The sequence below is a fragment of the Chryseobacterium sp. OV279 genome (genome assembly GCF_900128945.1).
Lineage (GTDB): Bacteria > Bacteroidota > Bacteroidia > Flavobacteriales > Weeksellaceae > Chryseobacterium.
This window is the reverse complement of record NZ_FQUD01000001.1, coordinates 704807-730195: the sequence shown is the minus strand read 5'-3', so window position 1 is coordinate 730195 and position 25389 is coordinate 704807. Positions and strand designations below refer to the sequence as shown.

The following is a 25389-nucleotide window of genomic DNA, read 5'->3' as shown; positions in this document are numbered from 1 at the left end:
TTTATCAAAAATTAATTTTTTACCCCAAATTATTAAACTTTAGCTATGAAAAAACTCTTATTATTACCGGCAATCGCCGTAATATGCCTTATCTCCTGTACCAGTGAAGGAACCGCCGTCAATACGGTACAAACCATGAAGACTCCACAAATGGAGAATTTCGATAAAGCATTCAAAAGCCTTAATGACCCACAAAACAGACCTACTGAGGAGGAAAAAAACAGAAATACCTCTGAACTGAGCGACAGAAGAAAGGCTCTTCTTGTTCCTGCATCCAGGGAACTGATCCTTTCTTCCGGCGTTACAGAAGCTGAGCTCACAAGAAAAACCGGCGGTGATATGAGCCAGATTATTGTGTGGGCTACCAACATCTATATGCAGAAAAGTGACGAGATCCGTAAGAACATAAAATCTGAATAACAGATGAAAAAGTTTTTACTGCTACTCGGCATATGCTCCGTTTCTTCGGCATATGCTCAGGGAGGAATGCTGATCATTCAGAATTTCACCACCAATTACGATTTCCGTGGAGCTATTTTTGCCAGTAACAATGCAGGAGGGTGTTATCCAGTTGTAGCCAACCAAAATCCTGATGCGATCGTTGTACCGGCAGGAGCCACTGCAAAATATGAAAATTACAGGGACCAGTATTCTTCCTCCGCCTTTCCGGTTACTTCCTGGAATGTTAATTTGGGCCCAGGATCTACCGTCTTACCAAGGCTATGGAGCCATCCCAGTCTGATACCTGGTGGTGTGATTTCCAATAACACCAAATGGTCGATGTCAAAATTCCAGATGTTTCACGCCGGAACTTCTGTCCCTGAAACCTACTTTAACGGAAATATCGGGGAAACAGCCGCTCCGTGTAGTACTGTTCCCAATGTGATCAACACAGCCTGGGGAAATGCCAAGTGGTTCACCATCACAGCAGGCACAGATGTTTACACGTATCTAGTCATTCAATAAATCATTTACCTTATATCACTATGAAAAAGATAACATTACTTTTATCCGCTATGGCAGGTGTTCTTGCTTTTGCGCAAACTTCTCCTCTCGTTATTCAGAACTACAGTTCCTATAATGCAGAGGGCAGACTTCGTACCAGTCCAATAAGTGCACCCGGTCCTTATATGTACGCAGCACCCAATATTCCTTATGGATCATTCACCATACCTGCAGGAGGGTTTACCCAGTACGATAAATTCAGTACAGCAGGGACAGCTCCTTATGGGATCACATTATGGTATGTTGGAGATCCTACGAATCCGGCGAACAACGGGACATATGCCTATAATCATCCCTTTATTGCCACAGTAATGGATCCTACCAATGTATGGGCGGGATTTGATTTCTTTCTTAAGGATCCTGTAACCCAAAACGGAGTTGATCATTTCCGGATGGGAGATCCTGCTGTTGACCCTTGGTTCGTGAGCACAGCAACCGGAGTTAATTCAAGTGCCGACTGGTTTACCATCACTACACCTAGCGGTCCTACCACTTATCTGCAAATCTTTTAAATAACCGGCAGCTGTTCTGCAGCTGCCTATTTATTGAAAACCATTGATCCGGAAAGCAGCTTTTTTGCTTTCTCAGGAAGGCGTATGCCTAAACTCCGCTAACATTTTAAAACTTATTCTAATACATTTTAATTATGAAAAAACTCTTTTTATCGGCTATAGTAGCCGTTTTAACCTTAGCATCATGTAATAATGAAGGCTCTGCCGTGAACACTGTGGAAACGATGAAAACCCCACAAATGGAAAAATTTGACAAAGCTTTTAAAAGCCTTGGAGACCCTCAAAACAGACCTACGGAAGAGGAGAAAAAAAGAAATACTTCTGAACTGAGCGACAGAAGAAAAGCCCTTCTCGTTCCGGCTTCTAAAGAACTTATCCTTTCTACAGGCGTTACAGAAAATGAATTGACGAGAAAAACAGGGGGAGACATGAGCCAGATCATTGTCTGGGCCACTCAGATTTATATGCAGAAAAGTGATGAAATACGCAGAAACTTAAAATCTGAAAAATAAATTATGAAAAAGCTATTAACCATTTTAGGATTCGTGTCCATATCCTTTGCTTATGCACAGGGAGGACCTCTTATCATTAATAATTATACGGCTGCTGATTTTCATACGAGACTTACTGCGGCTAATCTTACTACGCCGGGATGTTATTTTTATGTAACCTTAGACAATAATGAACTTGTTATTCCCAGCGGCAGCTCTGTGAGTTATAACAGTTTCAATATTCCGGGTACCATCTGGAAAGTATCTACCTCTCCTACAGGTGCCACTCCAAGACCGGGAAGCCACCCAAGTCTTATGTTAGGAGGAGCGATCTCCAACCATACCAAATGGGTGATGTCACAATTCCAGTTTCACCAGTCAGGAACGGCTTTATCGTCAGGAGGTGTAGGTGATGCGGGGTATACCTGCAATCCTGTACCTAACACGTTATTTACTACAGAGGGAGCTGTAGAATGGTTTACCATAACGAGCGCCGGAACCACTTACACTTATGTTCAGGCATTTTAATATTTGTCATCAGCCTTTATTCATTGTTTTAAAACATGAAATAAATTCATAAACACTAATTATTAAACGAATTACACTATGAAAAAACTAAGCATTATTCTGGGTATTCTGGCGGGAATGGGTATTTCAGCCCAGTCTTCCACACTGGTTATCAATAATTACAGCGCTTATGATGCTGCGGGAAGATTTATGACAGTGGGATCGGTAGGTTCCGGATCATCCCAGCCTTATATGTATGCTCTTCCCAATGCTCCCTACAGCGTATATACGATTCCTGCAGGAGGCTACACCAAGTATGATAAATTTGACAACACGGGCGGTGCCAATCCTATTCCAATTCCGGGATGGTTTTATATTGACCCATTAAACAGTGCCAATACAGGGAATTATCCGTACAATCATCCTACCATCACAGCGGTGACTGCCATCGACGAATGGATGGGATTTGCTTTCGTCCTTACAGACAGTACGGGATATTCCTATGACAGCTTTGAGGTAGGAGATCCTGTCCTTTCCGCAGGTTTCCTGAGCTCAAGTCAAAACGGACCCAACACAGGTTCTTCTGCGGATTGGTTCACCATCACAACACCCGGAGGCCAGGTGACCTATTTCCAGATTTACTAATCCTAACATTAATATATCAACAACCTTAACGTAATAAAAACTGATCATTTACAAAAAATCTAACTATGAAAAAACAACTGTTATCCGCTGCTTTTGTCATTTTAACCTTGGCATCATGCAACAACGAAGGCTCTGCCGTAAATACTGTGGAAACCATGAAAACTCCACAGATGGAAAAATTTGACAAAGCTTTTAAAAGCCTTGGAGATCCTCAGAACAGACCTACGGAAGAGGAGAAAAAAAGAAACACTTCTGAACTGAGCGACAGAAGAAAAGCGCTACTTGTTCCGGCATCGAAGGAACTGATCATTTCCACAGGCGTTACAGAAGCTGAACTCACGAGAAAAACAGGCGGTGACATGAGCCAGATCATCGTTTGGGCAACACAGATCTATATGCAGAAAAGTGACGAAATCAGAAAAAATATAAAATCCGATAAATAATCTATTGTTATGAAAAAAATACTAACCCTACTGGGAATCACAGTGGCTTCTTTTGCTTATTCGCAGGGAGGAACACTTATTGTGAACAATTATACACCCTATGATTATTACGGAGCCCTGATTGCCAATAATTTTGCAGGAGGATGCTACCCCTATGTAAGTCCAAAAACACCTAACGGTATGATCACCGTTCCTGCTAACAATAATATGGGTACCGGAACTGAGCTGAGGTATGACAACTACAAAGATCAATACACTTCATCACTGTATCCTATATACGAATGGCAGGTAAATGTATCACCAACCTCCGGGCAGCCAAGGTTATGGAATCACCCTGCCGTAGGACCTGCTTCGCCTGTAGGACTTAATACAAAATGGGGATCTACAAAATTTCAAATGTTTTTTGCCGGTACTATGAATAACGTTCCGGAATATCACGCCAATTTAAGTATTGCGGGAAATCCTTGTAATTTGTCTGATGACTTTTTCAACACACCATCCGGAGGTAACAGCGCAGAAATGTTCATGATATCAAGCGGAGGAATTAACTTCACCTATATCCAACTTTATTAATCTGATTTACTTATGAAAAAATATTTTTTATCAGCTGTAATAGCTGTTTTAACCTTAGCATCATGTAACAATGAAGGCTCTGCCGTGAATACCGTGGAAACGATGAAAACGCCACAGATGGAAAAATTCGACAAAGCTTTTAAAAGCCTTGGAGATCCTCAGAACAGACCTACGGAAGAGGAGAAGAAAAGAAATACTTCGGAACTGAGCGACAGAAGAAAGGCGCTTCTTGTTCCCGCATCAAAAGAACTGATCATTTCCACAGGCGTTACAGAAGCTGAACTGACAAGGAAGACCGGTGGTGACATGAGCCAGATCATCGTTTGGGCTACTCAGATTTATATGCAAAAAAGTGACGAGATCAGAAAAAACATTAAATCCGATAAATAATTTACTACCATGAAAAAAATACTAACGATACTTGGAATCACAGTGGCTTCTTTTGCTTACTCACAAGGAGGAACACTTGTTGTGAATAATTATACACCTTATGATTATTACGGAGCTATCATGGCCAATAATTTTTCAGGCGGATGCTACCCATATGTAAGTCCAAATACCCCTAACAGTATGATCACCGTTCCTGCCAATGCCAATATGGGTACAGGAACTGAACTAAGGTATGTTAATTACAAAGATCAATACACCTCATCGCTGTATCCGATAAACGAATGGAATGTGAGTGTCTCAGCAACTACCACTCAACAACGATTATGGAATCATCCTGCCGTAGGACCTGCTTCACCTGTAGGACTCAATACAAAATGGGGACATACTAAATTTCAGATGTTTTATGCAGGGACTACAAATAATGTCCCGGGATATAACGCCAATTTAGGTCTCGCGGGAAATCCATGCAGTGGGGCTTCTGACAATTTTACCACGATATCCGGAGCTAACAGTGCGGAAATGTTTATCATATCAAGCGGGGGAATCAATTACACTTATATCCAACTTTATTAATCTGATTTAATTATGAAAAAATATTTTTTATCGGCTGTAATAGCTGTTTTAACCTTAGCATCATGTAACAATGAAGGCTCTGCCGTGAATACCGTGGAAACGATGAAAACGCCACAGATGGAAAAATTCGACAAAGCTTTTAAAAGCCTCGGTGATCCACAGAACAGACCGACTGAAGAGGAGAAGAAAAGAAATACGTCGGAACTGAGCGACAGAAGAAAAGCACTTCTTGTTCCGGCATCAAAAGAGCTGATCATTTCCACAGGGGTTACAGAAGCTGAACTGACAAGAAAAACAGGCGGTGATATGAGCCAGATCATTGTCTGGGCGACTCAGATCTATATGCAGAAGAGTGATGAAATCAGAAAAAACATTAAATCCTAAAATTAATCATCATGAAAAAATTACTAACCGTATTAGGCTTAGCCGCTTTTTCTCTGGGGTATTCCCAAGGAGGAACTCTTATTCTGAACAACTATTCTCATTATGATTTTTATGGGTTCATCATAGCCAACAATCTTGCCGGAGGATGCTACCCTTATATCACTTCTGCCAATCCGGACATGGTGAGAGTTCCTGCCGACTCTCACATGGGCAACGGAAATGAGCTGAGATATGACAATTACAGAGACCAGTTTGGTTCTTCTTTATATCCCATGGCTTCCTGGCATGTGGCTACATCTAGTGCACTTGGAGTCATAAGGCCCTGGAATCACGGTTCATTAATGCCTGGAGGAGTTTTATCCAACAATACAAGATGGGCCACTACAAAATTTGTAATGTATTATCCGGGAACCACGAACTTGGCACCGGATGATTTCAACGGCGCCATCACTATTGCGGCCAACTCGTGTTATAATGCATCTGATAATCTTACTTCCACTACGGGAAACAACAGTGCGGAAATATTTACGATCACGAGTGGAACCTCCACTACCACGTACATCCAACTTTATTAACCTGATTGAATTATGAAAAAGATTTTAGCTATCATAGGAACAGCAGCCTCTTCTTTGGCCTACTCACAGGGTACGATCATCATTAATAATTATTCTCAATATGATTTTCATGGATTTATTATGGCGGCCGGATCTACAGCCGGATGCTATCCCCGGGTAGGAAATGATGGCGAGATCGTAGTCCCTGCAGATTCTCATATGGGTAACAATATGGAACTGATCTATAAAGATTACAACGGTCAGTTCATGTCTTCTTTATATCCTACCGCCAACTGGGCTGTCACATTAAGTCCCACCAATTCTTCCATCATGGCCTGGAATAATCCCAACCTTGCAACCAGCGGTACTATTTCAACCACAACCCGATGGTTTGCCACTAAATTTGATATGACGGAACCCGGAACAACTACATCCTCACCGGACTTTCGGGCCAATTTAAATCTGGCCAATCCCTGCAACCCTACCGCGTATAGTTATTACGATACTCCATCGGGAAACAACAGTGCAGAAATCTTTACTATAGGAACGATAACCTATTTACAACTGTTTTAATACAGGATATCGAGGATTTAAATTAATTATAAAATCATGAAAAAAATATTCACTATTCTCACACTATCATTACTGTCATCTGCTTATGCACAGCACAGTCTCATGATCGTCAATAACTACTCTACTACCTTTGATTTTCAGGGAAAAATAGGGGCTCATAACTTCGCAGGCAGCTGCTATCCTTATGTAACATCGAGTACTCCGACGTCCATCATTGTTCCGGCAGATTCGCATCAGGGTAACGGTAAAGAACTGGCTTATAAAAATTTCAGAGACCAGTTTACAAGCTCACTGTATCCTACCACTAACTGGACATTGCAGACCACTGCCACTAGTTCTTCGGTAAGATCCTGGAATCATCCAAGCATAGCACCGGGCGGTGTTATTTCAGAGAATGTGAAATGGGCATCTTCCCAGTTTCAGATGTACTATGCGGGTACTTCCACTCCGGAGCCGGGTTTTAGCGGACAGATCGGAGAATCTCCTGATCCCTGCACGGGTGCACCCGGATATATTTCCACACCCTACGGAGACGTTGAATGGTTCAACATTACCATAGCAAACGTCACTTATTCGTATTTACAAATTTATTAGTTACAAAAAATCTAACCTACATTCTAATTTATTATGAAAAAACTTTTTATATCAGCAGCTTTTGCCACTTTAACCTTAGTATCCTGTAATAATGAAGGCAGTGCCGTGAATACTGTTGAAAGTATGAAAACGCCACAGATGGAAAAATTCGACAAAGCTTTTAAAAGTCTGGGAGATCCACAAAACAGACCTACTGAAGAGGAGAAAAAAAGAAATACTTCCGAACTGAGCGACAGAAGAAAAGCGCTTCTTGTTCCGGCATCAAAAGAACTGATCATTTCCACGGGTGTTACAGAAGCTGAGCTTACGAGAAAAACAGGTGGTGATATGAGCCAGATCATCGTTTGGGCTACCCAGATTTATATGCAGAAAAGCGATGAGATCAGAAAAAATATTAAATCTGAGAAATAAGCCATGAGAAAAATTTTAACCATATTTGGAATAGCAGCAGCATCTCTGGCGTATTCCCAGGGAATGTTTATGCTTAATAATTATTCTCCGCATGATTTTCACGGAAATCTGATGGCTATGAACCTCAACGGCTGTGTTCCTGCCGTGATGAATAATGATCCTGCCACGATAGTCGTTCCCGCCAATTCACACATGGGAAACAGTCTTGCATGGAAAATAGACAATTACAGAGATCAGTTCGCGTCTTCTCTATATCCTGTCAATAACTGGATTGTAACCCTGGGAACATCATCTTCAACCATAAGATTATGGAATCACGGCAGCCTTATGCCGGGAGGTGTTATTTCCAACAATACCCAATGGACGACCTCAAAATTCAATATGTACTATGCCGGAACGGGAAACAAGGTAATCGGTTTTAATACCAATTTAGGAAATGCCACTCCTAACTCATGTATTACCAGCGTAGATTATTTTTCCACTCCGGACGGTTCTGCAGAATGGTTTACCATCTCAACAGGGGCTACCACAACAACTTATCTTCAAATTTATCCATGAGAAAAACAGCAGCTTTATTATTGGGTTTAATGGGAATATTTTCCTCTGCCCAGACTTCATCTTTTGTATTTAATAATTACAATGTGTATGATGCGGTCGGAAGACTGATGACCTGCAGTCCTACGCCGGGACTGGTTCGCTATATGTATGCATCACCCAACGGACCTTATGGTACGTATACAATGCCGGCAGGAATTTCTTCCTCCTATGCATCATTCGACACTACGGGTTTAGCCGCTTTCCCAATGAATATGAATGTATGGAATATTACGGATCCAAGCAACACCGCAAATAACACATCGTATCCGTACAACCACAGCTACATTACCTCTACGATGGCTTCTATCAACGAGTGGGCTTCATTTCATTTTTTCCTGAAGGACGGTGCCGGAAATACAATAGACTCCTACCTTGTGGGAGATCCGAATGTTGCCATTAATGCAGGGGTTACTGCCAATGCTTATCAGATGGGAGCCAACAGCGGTATAGAAGCCGAGTGGTTTACCATTACAACATCTACGGGGAAGATTACTTATTTCAGTATCTATCCATAAAAAAAGCGGAGAACTTTCTCCGCTTTCTTTTTTATAATCAGTTTTGTACTCTACATAAAATCGCGAGAAGATCTGTAAGCCGGATTTTGTTCTTCCGAAGAAGCGCCTGTTATTTATCTGCGTCTTACATTGCTGCAAAACTTGAGCTGATTACCCCTCGGCTTTCAGGACGAGCCGCCCCTAATTTCCATTACTGAAAAGAACCGATATACTTATCATTGCACCGCAAAGAGTTTACCTGGTTTCACTACAGCCGAACTGTACCTGCTTTCTGTTGCACTTGTCCTACCCTCACGGGTGACGGATGTTATCCGCTTTGCTGCTCTATGGTGTCCGGACTTTCCTACCCCTGCCGAAACAGGAATCAACAAGCCGATTTTCTCGCGGTTGCAAAGATACGCATTATTTGGTGATTTAGTGATGCAATGATGTGTTGATGCAATGATATGATGATGTATTAATTTGATGATGAGGAATATTTGAATTGATTGGGAGAATATAATATTCAATAGGAATGGGCTTTAGCCCATTAAAAAAAGGAAGTAAGCAATGTGGCTTTAACCAAAACCTAAAAAACAATATCATTTCAACAATTCCCAAAACCCATTCAGACCCATTTTGGACATTGCCGCATCAACAAATCATCACATCAACAAATTAACGCATCATCATATCAACAAATCACCGCATTATTATTATCTTCGTGCCATTATATATCTATGACTTCCAGAGAAAAAGAATTTGCGCAGCTTATCAAAGATAATCAGGGCCTGATTATCAAAGTTTCGCGTCTGTATACCAATTCTCTTGAAGATGAAGAGGACCTGTTTCAGGAGATCGTACTGCAGCTTTGGAGAAGCTACGATTCTTTTAAAGGGAACTCTAAAATTTCTACATGGATGTACCGTGTAGCCCTTAATACAGCCATTACTCTTTTCAGAAAAAAAAGCAAAAGCCTTCCTACGAACGAACTGGACATCAACCACAGGGATTTTGTGGAAGATGATGACGATAAGCAGCAGCAGATCTCGCTTCTGTATACCGTGATCAAAACCCTGCCCAATGTAGAACGAGCGATTGTAATGATGTATCTTGACGACCTGCCTTATAAGGATATTGCAGAAAACCTTGGGATCACCGAGGTCAATGCGCGCGTGAAAATGAACAGATTAAAGAAAACCCTTAAAGAACAGATGGAAAAATATGCCTGATTTTGATTTAGACAGCTTTAAGAAAACATGGCAGGAGCAGCCTGTTCAACCGAAATACGACAGCAACGAGATCCTTCAGATGCTGAACAGAAAGTCACGCAATTATGTGAAATATATTTTCTGGATCAGCGTATTGGAATTTTTATTCTTTTCTGTTTTGGGACTGTTTTATTTCTTTCAGGATGAAGAATCAGACAGTTTCCGCAAAATATTAGAAAAACTGGGCGCTCAGGAAGCCCCTGAAATAGAAACTAATTTTGACCATGCGTATTTAGCCATCAAAATTATAAGCTTACTTATCACGGCTTATTTTGTCCTGAAGTTTTATCAGAATTACCGCAAAATAAAGATTGAAGAAAACCTTAAAGGGCTCATCATAAGAATCATTAAGTTCAAAAAGACAGTCAATGCGTTTATCCTGATCAGCATTGCGCTGCTGGTTGCCTTTATGTTCGTGTTTACCGCGTTTATTTTTTATGTATTAAATTCCCAGAATGTACAGCCTTCCAACTCCAACCTGATCATCGTTATTATCGGGATCATTGTAAGTACGGTCCTTTGTGTGCTTCTGATCTGGTTTTACTACAGACTTGTATACGGAATCATCATCAGAAAACTGGATAGAAATTTAAAACAGCTTAAAGACATAGATTCTCAGGAAAATTAGTGCAAACAGGCATCAGTTCAAGATTTTTCATTAATTTTATTCCACCAAATCTTAAACTATGCCATTATCTTACGTCTATGGAGCTTCTTCGATTCCATTACTGGGACAAACCATCGGAGGAAATCTTAAAAAGACTGTTGAAAAATACCCCAATCAGGAAGCCTTAGTCTGTGTTCATCAGGATTACAGAGCCACATACCAGGAATTTTATAATCAGACCACTGCGGTTGCAAAAGCCTTAATTTTTTTAGGAGCCAAAGCCGGAGACAGAATCGGAATCTGGTCTTCCAACCGCTATGAATGGGTGCTGCTTCAATATGCAACCGCCCGCATCGGAACCATACTGGTGAATATCAATCCTGCTTACAGAACACACGAACTCACTTACGTCATCAATCAATCGGGAATCCGTTCTATATTTTCTTCTTTAAGCTTTAAAACAAGCAATTATAAAGAAATGGTAGAATATGCCAAAGAAGTCTGCCCCAGCCTGAAACATGAAATTTTCTTTGATGACAACTGGGAAGATTTCCTGAACAACGGACAGGATATTTCAGATGATACGCTTCACAGCTTCGAAGAACACGTACAGTTCGACGATCCTGTGAATATTCAATACACCTCAGGAACAACAGGTTTTCCAAAAGGCGTTACTCTTTCCCATCACAATATTTTAAATAACGGATATTTCATTGGGGTACGCTTAAAGTACTCACAAAACGACCGCGTCTGTATTCCGGTACCATTTTATCACTGTTTCGGAATGGTCATCGGGAATATATGCTGTACGGCTCACGGTGCGTGTATGGTGATCCCGAATGACAGTTTTGATCCGGATATTACGTTAAAAACTGTTTCTGATGAAAAATGCACCTCTTTATACGGAGTTCCAACGATGTTTATCGCCGAACTGGCCGTTAAGGATTTTGAAACCTATGATTTTTCAAATTTAAGGACTGGGGTTATGGCTGGTTCAGTTTGTCCTCCTGAGATCATGAAAAAGGTGGAAAACCTGATGAACATTAAAGAAATGAGCATCTGCTACGGAATGACGGAAACCTCTCCTGTTTCTACCCAGACTCTGATCGGAACACCGCTGGAAAAGCAGGTAAGTACGGTAGGAACGGTTCAGGACCATCTTGAGATTAAAATCATTGACGAAAACGGAAAAACGCTGGAACGTGGCGAGCATGGAGAACTTTGCACCAGAGGTTATTCTGTGATGCTGAAATACTGGAATGATCCTGAAAATACCAGAAAAGTACTGGACGATGCCCGATGGATGCACACCGGCGATATGGCGGTCATGGATGATGACGGCTATATCACGATTTCCGGAAGGATGAAAGACCTGATTATACGAGGGGGCGAAAATATTTCCCCAAAAGAAATTGAAGACTTTTTATACACCTATCCGAATATCCTGGATGTACAGATCATAGGAATTCCAAGTGAAAAATACGGTGAAGAAGTGATGGCCTGGGTAAAGGTGAGAAAAGGTTTTGACGTAACGGAAACTGAACTTCTGGACTACTGTAAAGGGAGAATTGCTCATTATAAAGTTCCTAAATACTGGAAATTTGTGGATGAATTCCCGATGACGATCTCCGGAAAAATCCGAAAAGTGGAAATGCGTGAGATTTCTATCAAAGAGCTGGAACTGGATCAATTGAAGCAGCGTTCGTAGTTTTTTTGTTTTTGACGCAAAGTTTTTAAATAAAATAATATTGACTTTGAGGAAGGCAAAGAGTTCGACTCCGTCGCTGATGAAGCTCATGGATAAAATGACTGCTTAGTCAGACCAATGAAACTTTTGGCTCACTTAAAATATTCAATATCAGAGTAAGTCTTTGCGCTTAAAAACACGTCACGCTGATTGAGAAAATCACGCTTATTTTATTGTTTTATGTATATTATTAATGATGACAGATTTCATCTTTAAAAATAGAAAAGCCCGGACATGCCGGGCTTTTACTTTTATGGATAACTTCTTAAAGTTCTTTTCTTAATCTTGCTACCGGAATATTCAGCTGTTCACGGTATTTAGCGATTGTTCTTCTGGCGATATTGTAACCCTGTTCTTTCAGGATGACTACCAGTGCATCATCGGTAAGTGGTTTTCTTTTGTTCTCTTTCCCGATCACTTCCTGAAGATGAGTTTTGATTTCTTTGGTAGAAACTTCTTCACCATCATCATTGGTAAGACTGTCTGAGAACAGGTCCTTCAGATAAACGATCCCGTTGGATGTATCCGCATATTTGCTTTTTACCACTCTTGAAATCGTAGAAATATCAAATCCTGTGATATCTGCGACATCTTTCAGAATCATAGGTCTCAGAGATTTTTCATCACCCGTGATAAAATAATCCTTCTGGAATTTCACGATCGCTGTAATGGTTTGCAACAGGGTATTCTGGCGCTGGTTAATAGCATCAATATACCATTTCGCAGCATCTAATTTCTGTTTGATAAACAATGCCGCCTGTTTGTGCTCAGAAGAGTTTTTATCGTGGGAATACGTGGTCAGAATGTCTTTGTATTCTTCGGAAACTCTTAAGGTCGGAGCATTTTTGCTGTTCAGCATTGGGATCACCAATCCATCTTTTACCTGGATCACAAAATCCGGGATAATTTCCTGGTTGATCGTGATGGTCTGTGTATCAAAGTTCCCTCCTACTTTCGGAGACAATTTTGAAATCTCATCAAGGGCATCTTTAAGATCTTCTTCTTCAATATCGTACTTCTGGATGATCTTGTTGTAATGCTTATTGGTAAGCGCATCGAACTGATGTCTTAAGATATTAGCTGCCAGGGAAACTGCTTTGTCGGAACTTACTTTCTTTTCGATCTGAAGCAACAGGCATTCCTGAAGACCTCTCGCTCCCACTCCAGGTGGATCCAGCTTCTGAATGTAATTTTCCAGAATGTCTTCCACTTTTTCCTTTGTGGTGTAAATTCCCTGTGAAAAAGCAAGATCATCTACGATCGCTTTGATTTCTCTTCTCAGATAACCATCCGTATCAAGATTTCCGATCACGTATTCTGCGATCTTCTCGTCTTCGTCACTGATGTTCACCAGGTGAATCTGCTCCAGGAGATAGTCATATAACGACTGTCCTTCCGTCAGAAGGCTTTCGTTATCGAACTCTTCATCGTCCGGAGAATAGTTACTGGATGCAGTTTTATAGTTGGGCTCGTCATCGTAGATATACTCGTTGACGTCAAAATCTGTTTCAATGCTGGCTGTTCCTTCATCCTGATAAGCATCTTCAAGAGAAGAGAATTCATCTTCTTTTGGATCTTCCTTTACAATTTCCAAAGCAGGATTCTCTTCTAGCTCCCGTTCCAGCTCCTCTTCAAATTCCAGGGTATGAAGCTGGATAAGCTTCATCAGCTGGATCTGCTGAGGTGCCAGCTTCTGTCCTAACTTGAGTTGTAAGTGTTGTTTAAGCATATTAGTCTTTGTGTTTTAACATAACATATTCTACGAATTTAATAAATTAATTCGACAAAAAACACATTTAGCATGATTTTTGCATTACACTTATTAATATAATAAACTATTAGAAAACAAAAAAGCCTTAATTTTTACATTAAGGCTTTTTTTATTGATCTAGAATTCAGCACTTTTCGGCGTTCTAGGGAAAGGAATCACATCTCTGATATTGGTCATTCCTGTTACAAAAAGAACCAGTCTTTCCAACCCTAATCCGAAGCCTGCATGCGGCACAGAACCGAACTTTCGGGTATCAAGGTACCACCAAAGCTCTTCTGCATCTACGTGCATGTCTTCCATTTTCTGTTTTAATACGTCTAATCTCGCTTCTCTCTCAGAACCTCCGATGATCTCCCCGATTCCCGGGAAAAGAACGTCCATTGCTGCAACGGTCTTATTGTCATCGTTCAGTTTCATGTAGAACGCTTTAATTTCTTTCGGATAGTCGAACAATACTACCGGGCATTCAAAATGCTTTTCAACCAGGTATCTTTCATGCTCAGACTGAAGATCCGTTCCCCAGTTCTCCACCGGATACTGGAATTTTCCTTTTTTATTTTCTTTAGAGTTCAGTAAGATCTCAATAGCTTCCGTATAGCTAACACGTTTGAAACGTTTAGCGATAACGTTCTGAAGTTTTTCGATAAGACCTTCTTTCGCTCTGTCTTTTTCAGGCTTTCCTTTCTGTTCTTCTTCAAAACGGTTGTTCAGGAATTCAAGATCATCTTTACAGTTGTCAAGAACATACTGGATCACATATTTTAAGAAATCTTCCGCAAGGTCGATGTTGTCTTCAAGGTTGTTGAATGCCACTTCCGGCTCTATCATCCAGAACTCCGCAAGGTGTCTTGTCGTATTTGAGTTTTCTGCACGGAAAGTAGGTCCGAATGTATAAATTCTACCTAATCCCATGGCTGCCGTTTCTCCTTCAAGCTGTCCTGAAACCGTAAGGTTGGTCTTTTTACCGAAAAAATCCTGTGCAAAATCAATTTCCCCTTCTTCCGTTCTTGGCATATTGTTCAGGTCAAAGTTGGTGACACCGAACATTTCACCTGCACCTTCTGCATCTGCACCTGTAATCACCGGTGTGTTGATATAGAAAAACTGGTTTTGGTTAAAGAATGAATGCACGGCAAAGCTCACCGCGTGACGTACTCTGAAAACAGCTCCAAATACATTGGTTCTGAATCTTAAGTGCGCCTGCTCACGAAGTTTCTCTAAACTGTGTTTTTTAGGCTGAAGAATCGTGTTCTGAAGTTCTTCTGTGAAGTTATCACCTAAGATGATGATCTTTTTAGCAATAATTTCCACTGCCTGTCCTGCTCCCTGGCTTTCCACCACTTCTCCGATTACTTTCAGGGAAGAAGCTGTACTGATCTTCTTAAGAATCTCTTCATCAAAATTTTCGAAATCAACAACTATCTGCAAATTATTAATCGTAGATCCATCATTAAGGGCAATAAAGCGATTGGCACGGAATGATCTTACCCATCCGTAAACTGTAATGTCATGATGTAATACTTTCTTGTAATCCTGTAGGATTTCTTTAATCGTCTGCTTTTTCATTTGTTGATTATAAATTTTCGTATAAAATTAACGTCTGCAAAGTTACAAAAAAACAGCGCAACTTAATGATTACGCTGTATTTTTAAAAAATCATTTATTAAAATATTGAATCTAAAATTATGCTATGGATATTATCCAGGCGATGATACAACGATAAATATTTATTAAATCTATCAATATAATGTTTTGCAGCTACACATGCATATTACAACATCCCTGCCTGAAGATTCTTTTTCCTATTTCTCTTTTTTAATATCAGTGCTACCAAGCAAGGAAGCACACCCAACATGCAAGCATAAATAGGTAAAAAGACAAACGCCAATGCAGATTGGCCATCTTCTGCTATACCACCTATATTAAAATAAAAGATAATAGGAAGTAAGAGTGGAAAGATCAGCAGTATCATAAAAGCCAAACCATAGCAGATCCTAATAGCCAAACTATGCATTGCATTAATGATCAATGTATGGAAAATAAAAAATAAAACAATTGGTGCCAGTACAAACCAAGTTATGAAACTAAACTTCAATAGGAGAAGATTCAACACTGCGGCCAACAAGCAAATTAACGGTACAATAAGTTTTTTCATTTTTATTAAGTTTAAATTTTAATTTATCTTTTAAATAACCACATTTGGTTTATTTAGACCAATTGGCATTCAAATACTTTAGGATATAATCGGAAGAGTCTATAGGGATACAAAAAGTCACTGAAAACGAGTGACAGCGTTACTCTTTAAACTTCCCACTTCCTTTCTTTACATTCACTCTCTAATTAAAGAATACGGTTTTCTTCAGCTCTTTTCCATTCCGTATCTTCCATGCATGATAGGAACTCGGTACGTCGTACTGCCATTTTGGAAGCAATAAGACAATTAGAATCACATCAATATGAGAGACAAATCCCAGTCCGACGGTGAGATAAAATGCCCAGCCTGTTTGCTGAAATCCGATCAGATAGGTAAAGGCAATCAGCAGACTCAAACCCCACATTTTTGACAGAAATGCATGCGTACAGGTCTCTTTTCCGAATTTCCAGATACTGACGACGTAGCAAAGTGCTTCCATCACTAAGATTAAAAGAATTCCCTGCCATTCATTTTTAATCAGATCAGGATTCAGAAAATAAGATGCAAAACCTAAGGAGAGCCAGAAAATCAAATCGGTCTGACTGTCCAGTCTTCTTAATTTTTCCGAGGAAACGCCAACCTTCCGTGCAATGATTCCATCGAAAATATCCGTCATTAAGCCGAAATACATCAATCCTAAAATTAAAGATCCTGCTTCTGTTCCTTTAAAATAAGCTAATAACAGAATCACCGGAGCCAGGATAAATCTGGTTGCGATCAGCAGATATGGTAATTTTTTCATATTTTTTTGTTTTCTTAAATCAATTATTTCATCTAAAACTTAAAGTATATTCCTGTTTCTACGGAGAAAGAATTAAAATCTTTCGGAACTGTATTTCTGTACCAGAGTTGATAGGGCATGTATGAAGCCTGAATGCCCAATCCTATATTCTTTCTCCAGAACCTTATTCCCTGTCCAATTTTTAGTGAGGCAACACTTTCCAGTTTGGTATCAATATGAATTGTATTTTGATTATCGTTTTGCTCAGGCTCATCAGATGGTATCCCATTGCCGTCAAAGAATAAATTGTGAAAACTGAGTTCACTTACCCATTCTATTCTATTATTTCTCACAGGATAACTTTTGACCAGCCTAGCACCCAAATTCACTATAAATTCCTGAGAACGCACCCTGTAAAGCAGTCCCTTTTTACCATAATCAAAATCATACAAACTATTACTAAAATTGAAGTTACCTCCTATTTCCAGGTGAGTTTTCGTTTCATCGACCGGATAGCGGTACCAATATCCAATGTAAAATCCAGGGCTCTGCTTTACTTTTTCAGCAGAAAAATTCAGATAGCTCCCAGCCTCAATCAGTGATCTTTTCCGGTGATCATTAATTTCTCCGGTTTGGGCTGTTATATTGATACAGCATACCAAACAAAAAACAATCGTTTTCATAGGTTAAAAGTTGATAAATGGCAGCGTTCTTTTGGCATTCTTATTCCAAAAACCGATCTGAAGACCTTTATTCCTGTCTGTTTTATTTACCAGGCCTATTTGCATACCTTTATGATCTTTACTCACATTCACAGCTCCGGCCTGAATACCTTTCATTGTTCCTGTATGGTTATAAAGTCCCAATTGAACTCCTCCAAATTGATCAGCTGTGTTGCTAAAAGAGATTAAAAGTCCTTTCCCGGTACCTGCCGAATTATTGATAAAGGAAATATGCAGCCCATTCAGCTTACCAGAGTTATTATTAAATCCGTTTACTGTAAACCCATTGGTGGTCTGGGCAACATGATACATTGAGATTCCGATTCCATTCAGTTTTTTAGCATTAGTAACGCCTCCTGTAGAAATATGAAGGCCGTTGATAAAAACTGTTGCCTGCTCATCGGTAGGAACTTTAATGGCATGAGGCAGCAAAGGATAAATCAAAGAAAATGGATTCCCCTGCAGATTAAGCCCGTTGATTGTTTGGGATTGATAATCATCCACTACACCAAGATTAATTCCATTGGTATTTTCCACTTGAGCTTTCGGAGTGAATGTAATTACTTTTGATTTTATTCTTTCAACCTGCAAACTATCCTGAGCACTGATGACACTTCCCGCAAAGAGACCGATCATCATTAACAATTTTATTTTCATAACGCATTGTTTTAAAATGATACATCAAAAGTATCTGTGAAAATCACAATTCCGAATGCGAAAAAAAATTAAAATAAAGGAGTACATTTGTGAAAATCACAAAAACATGCATCAGGAACTTTTACTTAAGGAAATACGAAAGAAAATTGGAGACAAATCTTTGAATGATGAGATCGCCAATATTCTCAACATAAGCTATGATGCATCCCACAGAAGAACGTCTCTGAAAGCAAAGTTCAGTTTTGAAGAAGCTCTGGAGCTGGCAAAGTATTATCAGATTTCTCTCAATCAGTTTATCACTTCAGATCAACAGCTTGTGGTTCAGAAAACTTCGGGTGTGGACAAAACAGAAGATCTACAGTCTTTTTTTCAGAATAATCTGAGCGTTTTTGAAAATTTACCGCTGTCTGATGAGATGACTGTCTATTATTCTGCCAAGGATATTCCTTTTTTCTACACGCTTTCGGACACATTGCTTTCCCGTTTTAAGATTTATGTCTGGATGAATCTGCTTAATGCAAAACAGGTTTTTATTCCTTTTATGCAATTTTCGCCACCCTATTTTGAATCCAATACGCAGGAGCTGAAGAAGAGATACGAAGCACAAAATGTTGTAGAATTGTGGAATGACAGGACGATTTCCAGTATTTTACAGCAGATATTATTCTACTACGAAACCGGACTTTTACAGAAAAATGAAGCTGAAATTATCCTGAAAGAACTCAGAGAACTTATAGAATATATTGAGAAGAAAACGGAAAGCAATCTAAAATTTCATTTGTATGAAAATGAACTGATGCATCTGTCCAATGACATTTTTTTCCATCATCCGCAACAGTCGCTTTTTGCCATACCTATCAATATGTTTGGCTATATTTTGATTAATGACGAAAAAACCTGTGGTGAAACACGGAATTATTTTGAACATCAGATTAAAAATTCAAAATCACTGAACACATCCGGAAACCGCGACAGAAAGATATTTTTCAATAAAATGTTCGAACAGATTGAAAATTTAAAACAAAAGCTATAATATGAAGAACCTCCATAATGGTGAATTTTTCGGACAGACCAATGAAACCCTACGTTTCGATGGATTGACCATTACGGATACGGAATACACGCATCCCTACGTCGACTGGCATTATCATGAAAATGCTTATTTCACTTTTCTGCTGCAGGGAAATATGACGGAGGGAAACAAAAAGGAAACCTATGACTGTCCTGCAGGAACGCTGCTTTACCATCATTGGGAAGATGCTCATTACAATATCAAACCGGATATTTTTACGAGAGGATTTCATCTTGAACTTACGGAAGACTGGTTTGAACAGTTTGGGGTTTCCAAAGACGCCATTGAAGGCAGCTTTAACCTGAAAGATCCCGCTATAAAATTATTAATGTACAGGATTTTCAGGGAAACAAAAGTGAATGATGCTTCTTTTGAGCTTTCCGTTCACGAGCTTTTACTTAATCTGTTCAATCAGCTAACAGAAAAAAGCGGAAATTTTGATAGAAAACCAACCTGGGTCAGTAAAATTGATGAAATACTTCATGAAAATTTCACGGAAAAACTGAGCCTGACAGAACTTTCAAAGACATTAGATGTTCATCCTGTTCATTTAAGCCGGGACTTTCAAAAACATTTTCAATGTACTTTAGGGGCGTACATCAGAAAACTGAAGATCAATAAATCTCTGACGCTTCTCAACACTTATCCATCTCTGGCTGAAGTGGCCCTGGAATGTGGTTTTGCAGATCAAAGTCATTTTATCAGATCATTCAGAGAATATACAGGGATTACTCCTTTGCAATACAAAACTCTTCTGAAGAAATAATAATGTTAATTTCATTCTATTTTTTCTGAAAACCTATTTATACTTTTGTTCAGATAAAATATTAAAATGAAATCTATTCTACTGTTTGCCTTATTTCTAAGTTTCGGACTTTCTTTGGGGCAATCCAAAAATCTTACAGATCCGGATCCGATCACGCTTCCTCTTCATAAAAAATACATCAACACCATTGTTTTCCTGGATAAAAGTATAGCTCTGGACCAATTAAAAGAATCCGATTTTCTTAAGACTATGGAATTTCAGGAAGATAAGGATTTGGGCATCCGCATTTTTATGGACAATGCCCTGATTAATTATTTACACCAAATCGATCCGTCTTTATCCGCCGATGAGCTTCTGAAAAAAGGAAATTATCAATTCAACTTCTTTGTTGACGGAAAATTGATCTACACTGAAAATCTGAATACAGGAGCAGGAATTGCTGAGGACAAAAAGACAAAAACTACGCTGAGAATCCCTTTATCAAGTTCAAAAAACGAAGATTCGTGGGGAAGGTATTTGTGGATGAGATTCTATCTTGGCAACGGCGGAATTGATGCACTGGAAGAGGGAAAACATGTTTTGAAAATTGAAATCAAGCCTTACTTAAAAACTCCATCATTAAAAGTTGGAAACACGATTGCATCAGGTGAAATTAACTTAACTATTCCCCGTAAAAACATCCCACAACAACAAGTTGCCATTCAAAAGATACAGCCCAACAGCGGATGGAAAGTTTCAGATGAAAAACCGGATCAGGAAAAAATAAAACTTTTAAATACAAAAATTGCTGAAAACCGGTTCAGAGAGATCACAAGTATTATCGTGATCAAAAATGAAAAGCTTCTTCTGGAGGAATATTTTAACCAATCTGGAAGAGATTCTCTGCAGGATACGCGTTCGGTAGGAAAGTCTTTTGCTTCGGCTTTAATGGGTATTGCGATAAAAGACGGCCACATTAAAAGTGAAAACCAGATGCTGAAAGATTTTTATGATCTGAAACAATTCAAAAACTATTCGTCCGGAAAGGATAGCGTTACCATTAAAAGTCTCCTGACGATGAGCTCCGGATTTGATGGTAATGATCAGGACGAAAGCTCGCCTGGAAATGAGGAAAATATGTATCCTACCGACAACTGGGTAAAGTTTACCCTGGATTTGTCTACAACCGAGAATAAGCCTGGAAAAGTCTGGAATTATTTCACTTCTGGCGTTGTGGTGACAGGAGATATTTTAGACAAAAATGTTCCAAAAGGTCTGGAAAAGTATGCAGATAAAAAATTATTTCAACCGCTTGGCATCACTCATTACAAATGGCAGTTTACCCCACAACAAAAGCCTTCTCTGGCTGGTGGAATACGTATGAAATCGGTGGATTTTGCTAAGTTTGGACAGCTTTATAAAAATAATGGAGTATGGAACGGAAAGAATATTATCGATAAAAACTGGGTGAAAAAATCGTTCACCAATTATTTCACGAACGATCCTGATTCTGAAGGTTATGGCTATTTATTCTGGAGAAAAATCTATAAAGTAGGAAACCGGAATTTCGAAGCGTATCAATGCAGTGGAAACGGCGGAAACAAAATTATTATGTTCACAGAAATCCCTGTAGTGATCGTAATTACAGCTAAAGCGTACAACAAATCTTATGCGCATGTGCAGTCGGAGAAGATTGTGCAGGAGTATTTACTACCAGCCATGGATTATAAGTAATGAGCAATGAGTAATGAGTAATGAGCAATGAGTGGTAGGTCAGGATATTGTTGAATGGGTAAAAAATGTATCTTTAATAAAAATAAACCATGAGGATTTCACTTGTATTGTCGCTTTTCGTTTTATCATCATGCTATAGTCCCAAAACAGACGTAGAAGAAGACAAACATCCTGAAATCCCTGAATTTCCCCATTTCTCAGACAAGACCGTTGTTTTGGAAAAGGTTATGGAGCTTCCGCTTTCACAGAAGGATAACTGCAGTTATCTGGTTAAAGATAATTACTTTTTTGTGTATAATTTCCCGGTCACAGATTCTCACCAAAACAGCACCAACATGATTTTTATAATGAAGGAAGGGAAGCTGGCTATTTCTGAGCAATGGAAGAACAGGCCGAGTATCAATAACCTCGCTTTTATGGATGAGGCAGGTAATTTATATGCCAATAACCGGAAGTATCTGGCTCCGGATTTCCGTTACAAAAAGTTACTACCTTTCTACGACCTCAACGATATTACAAAGAAATATGAACATCTTTTCCATACCGGTGAATCTGAAAAAGACTCTGCGCTCTTCAAAAAAATAGAAGATGAACAGTCCGCCCTTCAGAAAAATGTTCTGGACAAAGCAGATCAGATTGTAATGGTAGCTGATCTCATGAATACTGAAATTCCGGATCATGCGATCTATGGTGGTAACTATCTGTTTAATCCCGGACAGAAAAATACTTATTTCGTGTCCTATAATCTCCTGCAGGATCTGAAAACAAAAGATTCAGCTGTGGAAAAGGATCCTATTTACACCCAAATTCGTCCGAAGATCAGACTTTCTCCAAACGAAAACAGCTTCTCTCCTGAAATCCGTAAAGAGTACAGAGATACAGTATCCTTCAAAATAAAGGATAAAATTGTTTCAGGAAACCAATGGTTCAGCACAGGAAATCATTATGTGGCTTCTTTCGGCTACCATCCGGTTTATATGTATTATTATGATGTAAAACTTGGTAACAAAACGGTTTCTACCAAAGAAGACCATACCAAAATAATCGCTTCTGATCCTATAAAGACCAAAACAGGACAATATTTCTTAGTAAGTAATGTGAGACAGGGGAAGTTTCAGATCTATTATCTGAAAAATTGATTGACTATTCGTCTTTTTTAGAGGACACTAAAAAAACGTCGATAAGTCCTTCCGGAAGCTGCATTTTGATGAATCTTTCTTCTCTGTTCACCTCCAGGATCCAGTCTTTGATGATAGGAATCACTACTTCTTTTCCGTCCAGGTTGGTCACGAAATAGTTCTGGGCAGTCTGATCGTTTACAGATCTTATCACCCCGCATTCTTTATCATTTTCATCAAGAATATCGAAACCTATGATCTCGTGATAATAAAACTGCTTTCCGGAAAGTTTCGGAAGTGTAGCAAGCGGTAGGTAAACACTTTTCCCTAAAGATTGGTCTACCAGTGTTTCGGAAGAATTTTTAAATGCAATGTTCAGAGCATCGTTTTTGCTCCATGATGTTCTATCAATAAAAAATGGAACCAATAATCCGTTGATTTCAACGAATATTGATTCCAATTTATTGTAAAGCTCGGGTTGATCGGTATCCAATTTAAGGATAACATTTCCCGCAAGGCCATGTCTGCGTGTGATTTTTCCTAGTAAATAGCAATCTTCTTTACGCATACAGGTTTATTTTTAAGCTTCAGTGTTTTCTTCAGTTTCAGCAGCAGGAGCTTCTCCTTCTGTAGCTTCAGCAACAACTTCTTCAGCAGGTGCGTTAGCAGCTTCTTCAGCAGCTTTAGCATCAGCTTCTACTTGTGCAGCAGCAGCAACTCTAGCTTCGTTTACTTTAACTTCAGCTTCTAAAGCAGCTTTCTTAGCGTCAGCCTGAGCTTTAGTTAAACCTTCTACTTTACCTTGTACTTTTTGATCTTTAGATTCTACCCAAGCATTGAATCTCTTTTCAGCTTCAGCTTCGTCAAAAGCTCCTTTAGCAACTCCACCTTGTAAGTGTTTTTTGTAAAGGGCACCTTTATAAGAAAGGATAGCTCTTGCAGTATCAGTTGGCTGAGCACCGTTGTTTAACCACTTTACAGCAGAATCAACGTTCAAATCGATAGTAGCAGGGTTAGTAATTGGGTTGTAAGTTCCTAGTTTCTCGATGAATCTACCATCTCTTCTAGCTCTAGAATCTGCAACCACGATGTGGAAGAAAGGCTTACCTTTTTTACCGTGTCTTTGTAATCTGATTTTTACTGACATAATGTTGTGAATTTTACGGGAACTCGTCCCAGTTAAATATTTAAGAGTGCAAAGGTAATACTTTTTCTGATATATTGAAATACCGAAGTGATAATTTATTTAATTTTCTGCGGTGTTCTTCATCATCATTACTGATTCAATCCATTTTAAATGAAACAAGCCGTTTCGAGAGGAGCAACTTGTTTTTTATGAACCGCAGTTCTATCTGCCGGTCTTTATAAACTTATGATTGGAAGTAGTGGTATCCGTATACTTTAATTCCACAAAATAAACACCGTTCGGAAAGCCCAGACAGTCTATTCTGTCTGAAATTCTACAAATCCCTGAAATGGATTTCACCTTATTTCCTGCTGCGTTGGTAATATTGATCTCGGTAATAATTTTCTGGGTTTTCTTAATAAATAAGAAATCGGTAACGATACTTGGATACAACTCAGCAGGTTTGGGAATCGACTGGCTCTCGTTGGTAGCCAGTGTGCCATTATACTCAATGATATAGTATAACTGATTTGACCAGCGTAAGTCATTCCATTCTCCGGTAACTCCTCCAGGCCAAGCACTTAAAGCCAGTGCTAAATAATCTTGACTATCATTGAAGTTATCTGGTTCAGCTGCCCCCCAATGAGTATATGCTCCATCAACTGAATGCCCTCCATTGGCAGGAGTTGTCCCTTGCCAAAATGATTCGTAAGAATTGCTCCACTGCCAAAGATCAGAACTTGAATTGAATGCACCCAGCCAAACATATGACGCACCTCCGCCATCCGAAGCTGTAGTATTGGCTAAGTTGATTCCCGCCGATGTACTCTGAAGTGCTGTAAGAACTGCAGCTTGCTCCACAGCACTGTTAATTTCCGCCAAATATCCACCTCTTTGTGTGGCACATGCTCGTGCGTCAGGCTCTGACTTTGCTTCTTTTACCAATTCGTACTTTTTACCGTTAGCACTAAACTTATAAATATTCGAAGTTGCAGCACACTGTGCCTGAAGATTAAAACTACTGATACCAACCGCACCTATAAGTGCAATTTTAAAAAAATTGAATTGTTTTTTCATAACATTTGGTTTTTAAATTCGGAGCCAAGATAAATACTTCCCGGTATAAAAACAAAAAAACCAACCCCTACATAGGCATTA

33 protein-coding genes and 1 other RNA gene are annotated in these 25389 nt (G+C 39.3%); 24 read left to right on the top strand and 10 right to left on the bottom strand.

The genetic code is table 11. The features are described from left to right. The first annotated feature begins 45 nt into the window (after positions 1–45). The 17 genes from BUA72_RS03265 to BUA72_RS03185 all read left to right on the top strand — a co-directional run bounded on the left by BUA72_RS03265 (position 46) and on the right by BUA72_RS03185 (position 8767). Positions 46–420, top strand: coding sequence for a hypothetical protein (locus BUA72_RS03265; RefSeq protein WP_072921787.1), 375 nt, complete (start codon positions 46–48; stop codon positions 418–420). Between the two features lie 3 nt (positions 421–423). Next, positions 424–966, top strand: coding sequence for a hypothetical protein (locus BUA72_RS03260; RefSeq protein WP_072921786.1), 543 nt, complete (start codon positions 424–426; stop codon positions 964–966). 20 nt (positions 967–986) lie between these two features. Next, a complete protein-coding gene (locus BUA72_RS03255; RefSeq protein ID WP_072921785.1) occupies positions 987–1517 on the top strand; it encodes a hypothetical protein in 531 nt (176 codons plus the stop codon). A gap of 134 nt (positions 1518–1651) precedes the next feature. Beyond that, positions 1652–2029 (top strand): lipoprotein, encoded by a 378-nt coding sequence (locus BUA72_RS03250; RefSeq protein WP_047449948.1) that lies wholly within the window; start codon positions 1652–1654, stop codon positions 2027–2029. A gap of 3 nt (positions 2030–2032) precedes the next feature. Beyond that, positions 2033–2536, top strand: coding sequence for a hypothetical protein (locus BUA72_RS03245; RefSeq protein ID WP_047449950.1), 504 nt, complete (start codon positions 2033–2035; stop codon positions 2534–2536). Positions 2537–2614: 78 nt separating this feature from the next. Further along, a complete protein-coding gene (locus BUA72_RS03240) occupies positions 2615–3160 on the top strand; it encodes a hypothetical protein (RefSeq protein WP_072921784.1) in 546 nt (181 codons plus the stop codon). 65 nt (positions 3161–3225) lie between these two features. Further along, positions 3226–3603: a hypothetical protein gene (locus BUA72_RS03235; RefSeq protein ID WP_072921783.1), complete on the top strand. Its 378-nt coding sequence runs from the start codon at positions 3226–3228 to the stop codon at positions 3601–3603. Positions 3604–3612: 9 nt separating this feature from the next. After that, positions 3613–4176: a hypothetical protein gene (locus BUA72_RS03230; RefSeq protein ID WP_047449959.1), complete on the top strand. Its 564-nt coding sequence runs from the start codon at positions 3613–3615 to the stop codon at positions 4174–4176. A gap of 12 nt (positions 4177–4188) precedes the next feature. Next, on the top strand, positions 4189–4566 hold the full coding sequence (locus tag BUA72_RS03225; protein WP_047449962.1) for a hypothetical protein: 378 nt from the start codon (positions 4189–4191) through the stop codon (positions 4564–4566). Positions 4567–4575: 9 nt separating this feature from the next. Further along, complete coding sequence (locus BUA72_RS03220) at positions 4576–5139, top strand: hypothetical protein (protein ID WP_047449966.1); 564 nt, start codon at positions 4576–4578, stop codon at positions 5137–5139. Between the two features lie 12 nt (positions 5140–5151). Next, positions 5152–5523, top strand: coding sequence for a hypothetical protein (locus tag BUA72_RS03215; RefSeq protein ID WP_072921782.1), 372 nt, complete (start codon positions 5152–5154; stop codon positions 5521–5523). An 11-nt stretch (positions 5524–5534) separates the two neighbouring features. Beyond that, a complete protein-coding gene (locus tag BUA72_RS03210) occupies positions 5535–6098 on the top strand; it encodes a hypothetical protein (protein ID WP_047449972.1) in 564 nt (187 codons plus the stop codon). Between the two features lie 12 nt (positions 6099–6110). Continuing rightward, positions 6111–6650 (top strand): hypothetical protein, encoded by a 540-nt coding sequence (locus BUA72_RS03205; protein ID WP_072921781.1) that lies wholly within the window; start codon positions 6111–6113, stop codon positions 6648–6650. Positions 6651–6686: 36 nt separating this feature from the next. Continuing rightward, on the top strand, positions 6687–7244 hold the full coding sequence (locus tag BUA72_RS03200) for a hypothetical protein (RefSeq protein WP_139259493.1): 558 nt from the start codon (positions 6687–6689) through the stop codon (positions 7242–7244). A 33-nt stretch (positions 7245–7277) separates the two neighbouring features. Continuing rightward, entirely contained in the window at positions 7278–7655 is a 378-nt protein-coding gene (locus BUA72_RS03195; protein ID WP_047449981.1) for a hypothetical protein, read from the top strand. Between the two features lie 3 nt (positions 7656–7658). Next, positions 7659–8213, top strand: a complete 555-nt coding sequence (locus BUA72_RS03190) for a hypothetical protein (RefSeq protein WP_072921779.1) — start codon at positions 7659–7661, stop codon at positions 8211–8213. Then, on the top strand, positions 8210–8767 hold the full coding sequence (locus BUA72_RS03185) for a hypothetical protein (RefSeq protein ID WP_047449986.1): 558 nt from the start codon (positions 8210–8212) through the stop codon (positions 8765–8767). Before BUA72_RS03190 ends, BUA72_RS03185 begins: the two co-directional genes overlap by 4 nt. A 59-nt stretch (positions 8768–8826) precedes the next feature. On the opposite strand, the gene rnpB is transcribed toward BUA72_RS03185, so the two are convergent. Beyond that, positions 8827–9151: RNase P RNA component class A (rnpB, locus tag BUA72_RS03180), an RNA gene on the bottom strand. A gap of 335 nt (positions 9152–9486) precedes the next feature. On the opposite strand from rnpB, the gene BUA72_RS03175 reads away from it, so the two are divergent. From BUA72_RS03175 to BUA72_RS03165, 3 genes are read left to right on the top strand one after another with little or no spacing between them, the layout of a single operon-like run. Then, a complete protein-coding gene (locus BUA72_RS03175) occupies positions 9487–9978 on the top strand; it encodes an RNA polymerase sigma factor (protein ID WP_034729370.1) in 492 nt (163 codons plus the stop codon). Continuing rightward, the gene (locus BUA72_RS03170) at positions 9971–10645 is read left to right on the top strand and encodes a beta-carotene 15,15'-monooxygenase (RefSeq protein WP_072921778.1); all 675 of its coding nucleotides are present in this window, start codon (positions 9971–9973) and stop codon (positions 10643–10645) included. Before BUA72_RS03175 ends, BUA72_RS03170 begins: the two co-directional genes overlap by 8 nt. Before the next feature lie 58 nt (positions 10646–10703). Then, positions 10704–12332, top strand: a complete 1629-nt coding sequence (locus tag BUA72_RS03165) for an AMP-binding protein (protein ID WP_072921777.1) — start codon at positions 10704–10706, stop codon at positions 12330–12332. Positions 12333–12636: 304 nt separating this feature from the next. Here BUA72_RS03165 and rpoN read toward each other — a convergent pair whose 3' ends face one another. The 6 genes from rpoN to BUA72_RS03135 form a co-directional block, all read right to left on the bottom strand. Then, positions 12637–14100, bottom strand: a complete 1464-nt coding sequence (rpoN, locus tag BUA72_RS03160) for an RNA polymerase factor sigma-54 (RefSeq protein WP_047449995.1) — start codon at positions 14098–14100, stop codon at positions 12637–12639. Between the two features lie 159 nt (positions 14101–14259). Further along, positions 14260–15708: an asparagine--tRNA ligase gene (gene asnS, locus BUA72_RS03155; RefSeq protein ID WP_072921776.1), complete on the bottom strand. Its 1449-nt coding sequence runs from the start codon at positions 15706–15708 to the stop codon at positions 14260–14262. 205 nt (positions 15709–15913) lie between these two features. Then, positions 15914–16297 (bottom strand): hypothetical protein, encoded by a 384-nt coding sequence (locus tag BUA72_RS03150; RefSeq protein WP_047450000.1) that lies wholly within the window; start codon positions 16295–16297, stop codon positions 15914–15916. A gap of 181 nt (positions 16298–16478) precedes the next feature. Then, positions 16479–17078: a CDP-alcohol phosphatidyltransferase family protein gene (locus tag BUA72_RS03145; protein WP_072921775.1), complete on the bottom strand. Its 600-nt coding sequence runs from the start codon at positions 17076–17078 to the stop codon at positions 16479–16481. 32 nt (positions 17079–17110) lie between these two features. Next, entirely contained in the window at positions 17111–17740 is a 630-nt protein-coding gene (locus BUA72_RS03140) for a hypothetical protein (protein WP_072921774.1), read from the bottom strand. A gap of 3 nt (positions 17741–17743) precedes the next feature. Continuing rightward, on the bottom strand, positions 17744–18436 hold the full coding sequence (locus tag BUA72_RS03135; protein WP_139259491.1) for an LA_2272 family surface repeat-containing protein: 693 nt from the start codon (positions 18434–18436) through the stop codon (positions 17744–17746). Positions 18437–18542: 106 nt separating this feature from the next. On the opposite strand from BUA72_RS03135, the gene BUA72_RS03130 reads away from it, so the two are divergent. From BUA72_RS03130 to BUA72_RS03115, 4 genes are all read left to right on the top strand, one after another. Beyond that, positions 18543–19469, top strand: a complete 927-nt coding sequence (locus BUA72_RS03130) for a transcriptional regulator (RefSeq protein WP_072921772.1) — start codon at positions 18543–18545, stop codon at positions 19467–19469. 1 nt (position 19470) lies between these two features. Next, positions 19471–20274: a helix-turn-helix transcriptional regulator gene (locus BUA72_RS03125; RefSeq protein WP_072921771.1), complete on the top strand. Its 804-nt coding sequence runs from the start codon at positions 19471–19473 to the stop codon at positions 20272–20274. A 66-nt stretch (positions 20275–20340) separates the two neighbouring features. After that, positions 20341–21987: a serine hydrolase domain-containing protein gene (locus BUA72_RS03120; protein ID WP_072921770.1), complete on the top strand. Its 1647-nt coding sequence runs from the start codon at positions 20341–20343 to the stop codon at positions 21985–21987. 89 nt (positions 21988–22076) lie between these two features. Further along, entirely contained in the window at positions 22077–23126 is a 1050-nt protein-coding gene (locus BUA72_RS03115) for a hypothetical protein (RefSeq protein ID WP_072921769.1), read from the top strand. Positions 23127–23130: 4 nt separating this feature from the next. On the opposite strand, the gene rimM is transcribed toward BUA72_RS03115, so the two are convergent. From rimM to BUA72_RS03100, 3 genes are all read right to left on the bottom strand, one after another. Beyond that, positions 23131–23673, bottom strand: coding sequence for a ribosome maturation factor RimM (gene rimM / locus BUA72_RS03110; RefSeq protein WP_072921768.1), 543 nt, complete (start codon positions 23671–23673; stop codon positions 23131–23133). 12 nt (positions 23674–23685) lie between these two features. Continuing rightward, the gene (locus tag BUA72_RS03105) at positions 23686–24252 is read right to left on the bottom strand and encodes a 30S ribosomal protein S16 (RefSeq protein WP_034729410.1); all 567 of its coding nucleotides are present in this window, start codon (positions 24250–24252) and stop codon (positions 23686–23688) included. A gap of 201 nt (positions 24253–24453) precedes the next feature. Next, the gene (locus tag BUA72_RS03100; RefSeq protein ID WP_072921767.1) at positions 24454–25308 is read right to left on the bottom strand and encodes a T9SS type A sorting domain-containing protein; all 855 of its coding nucleotides are present in this window, start codon (positions 25306–25308) and stop codon (positions 24454–24456) included. Between the last annotated feature and the right edge of the window lie 81 nt (positions 25309–25389).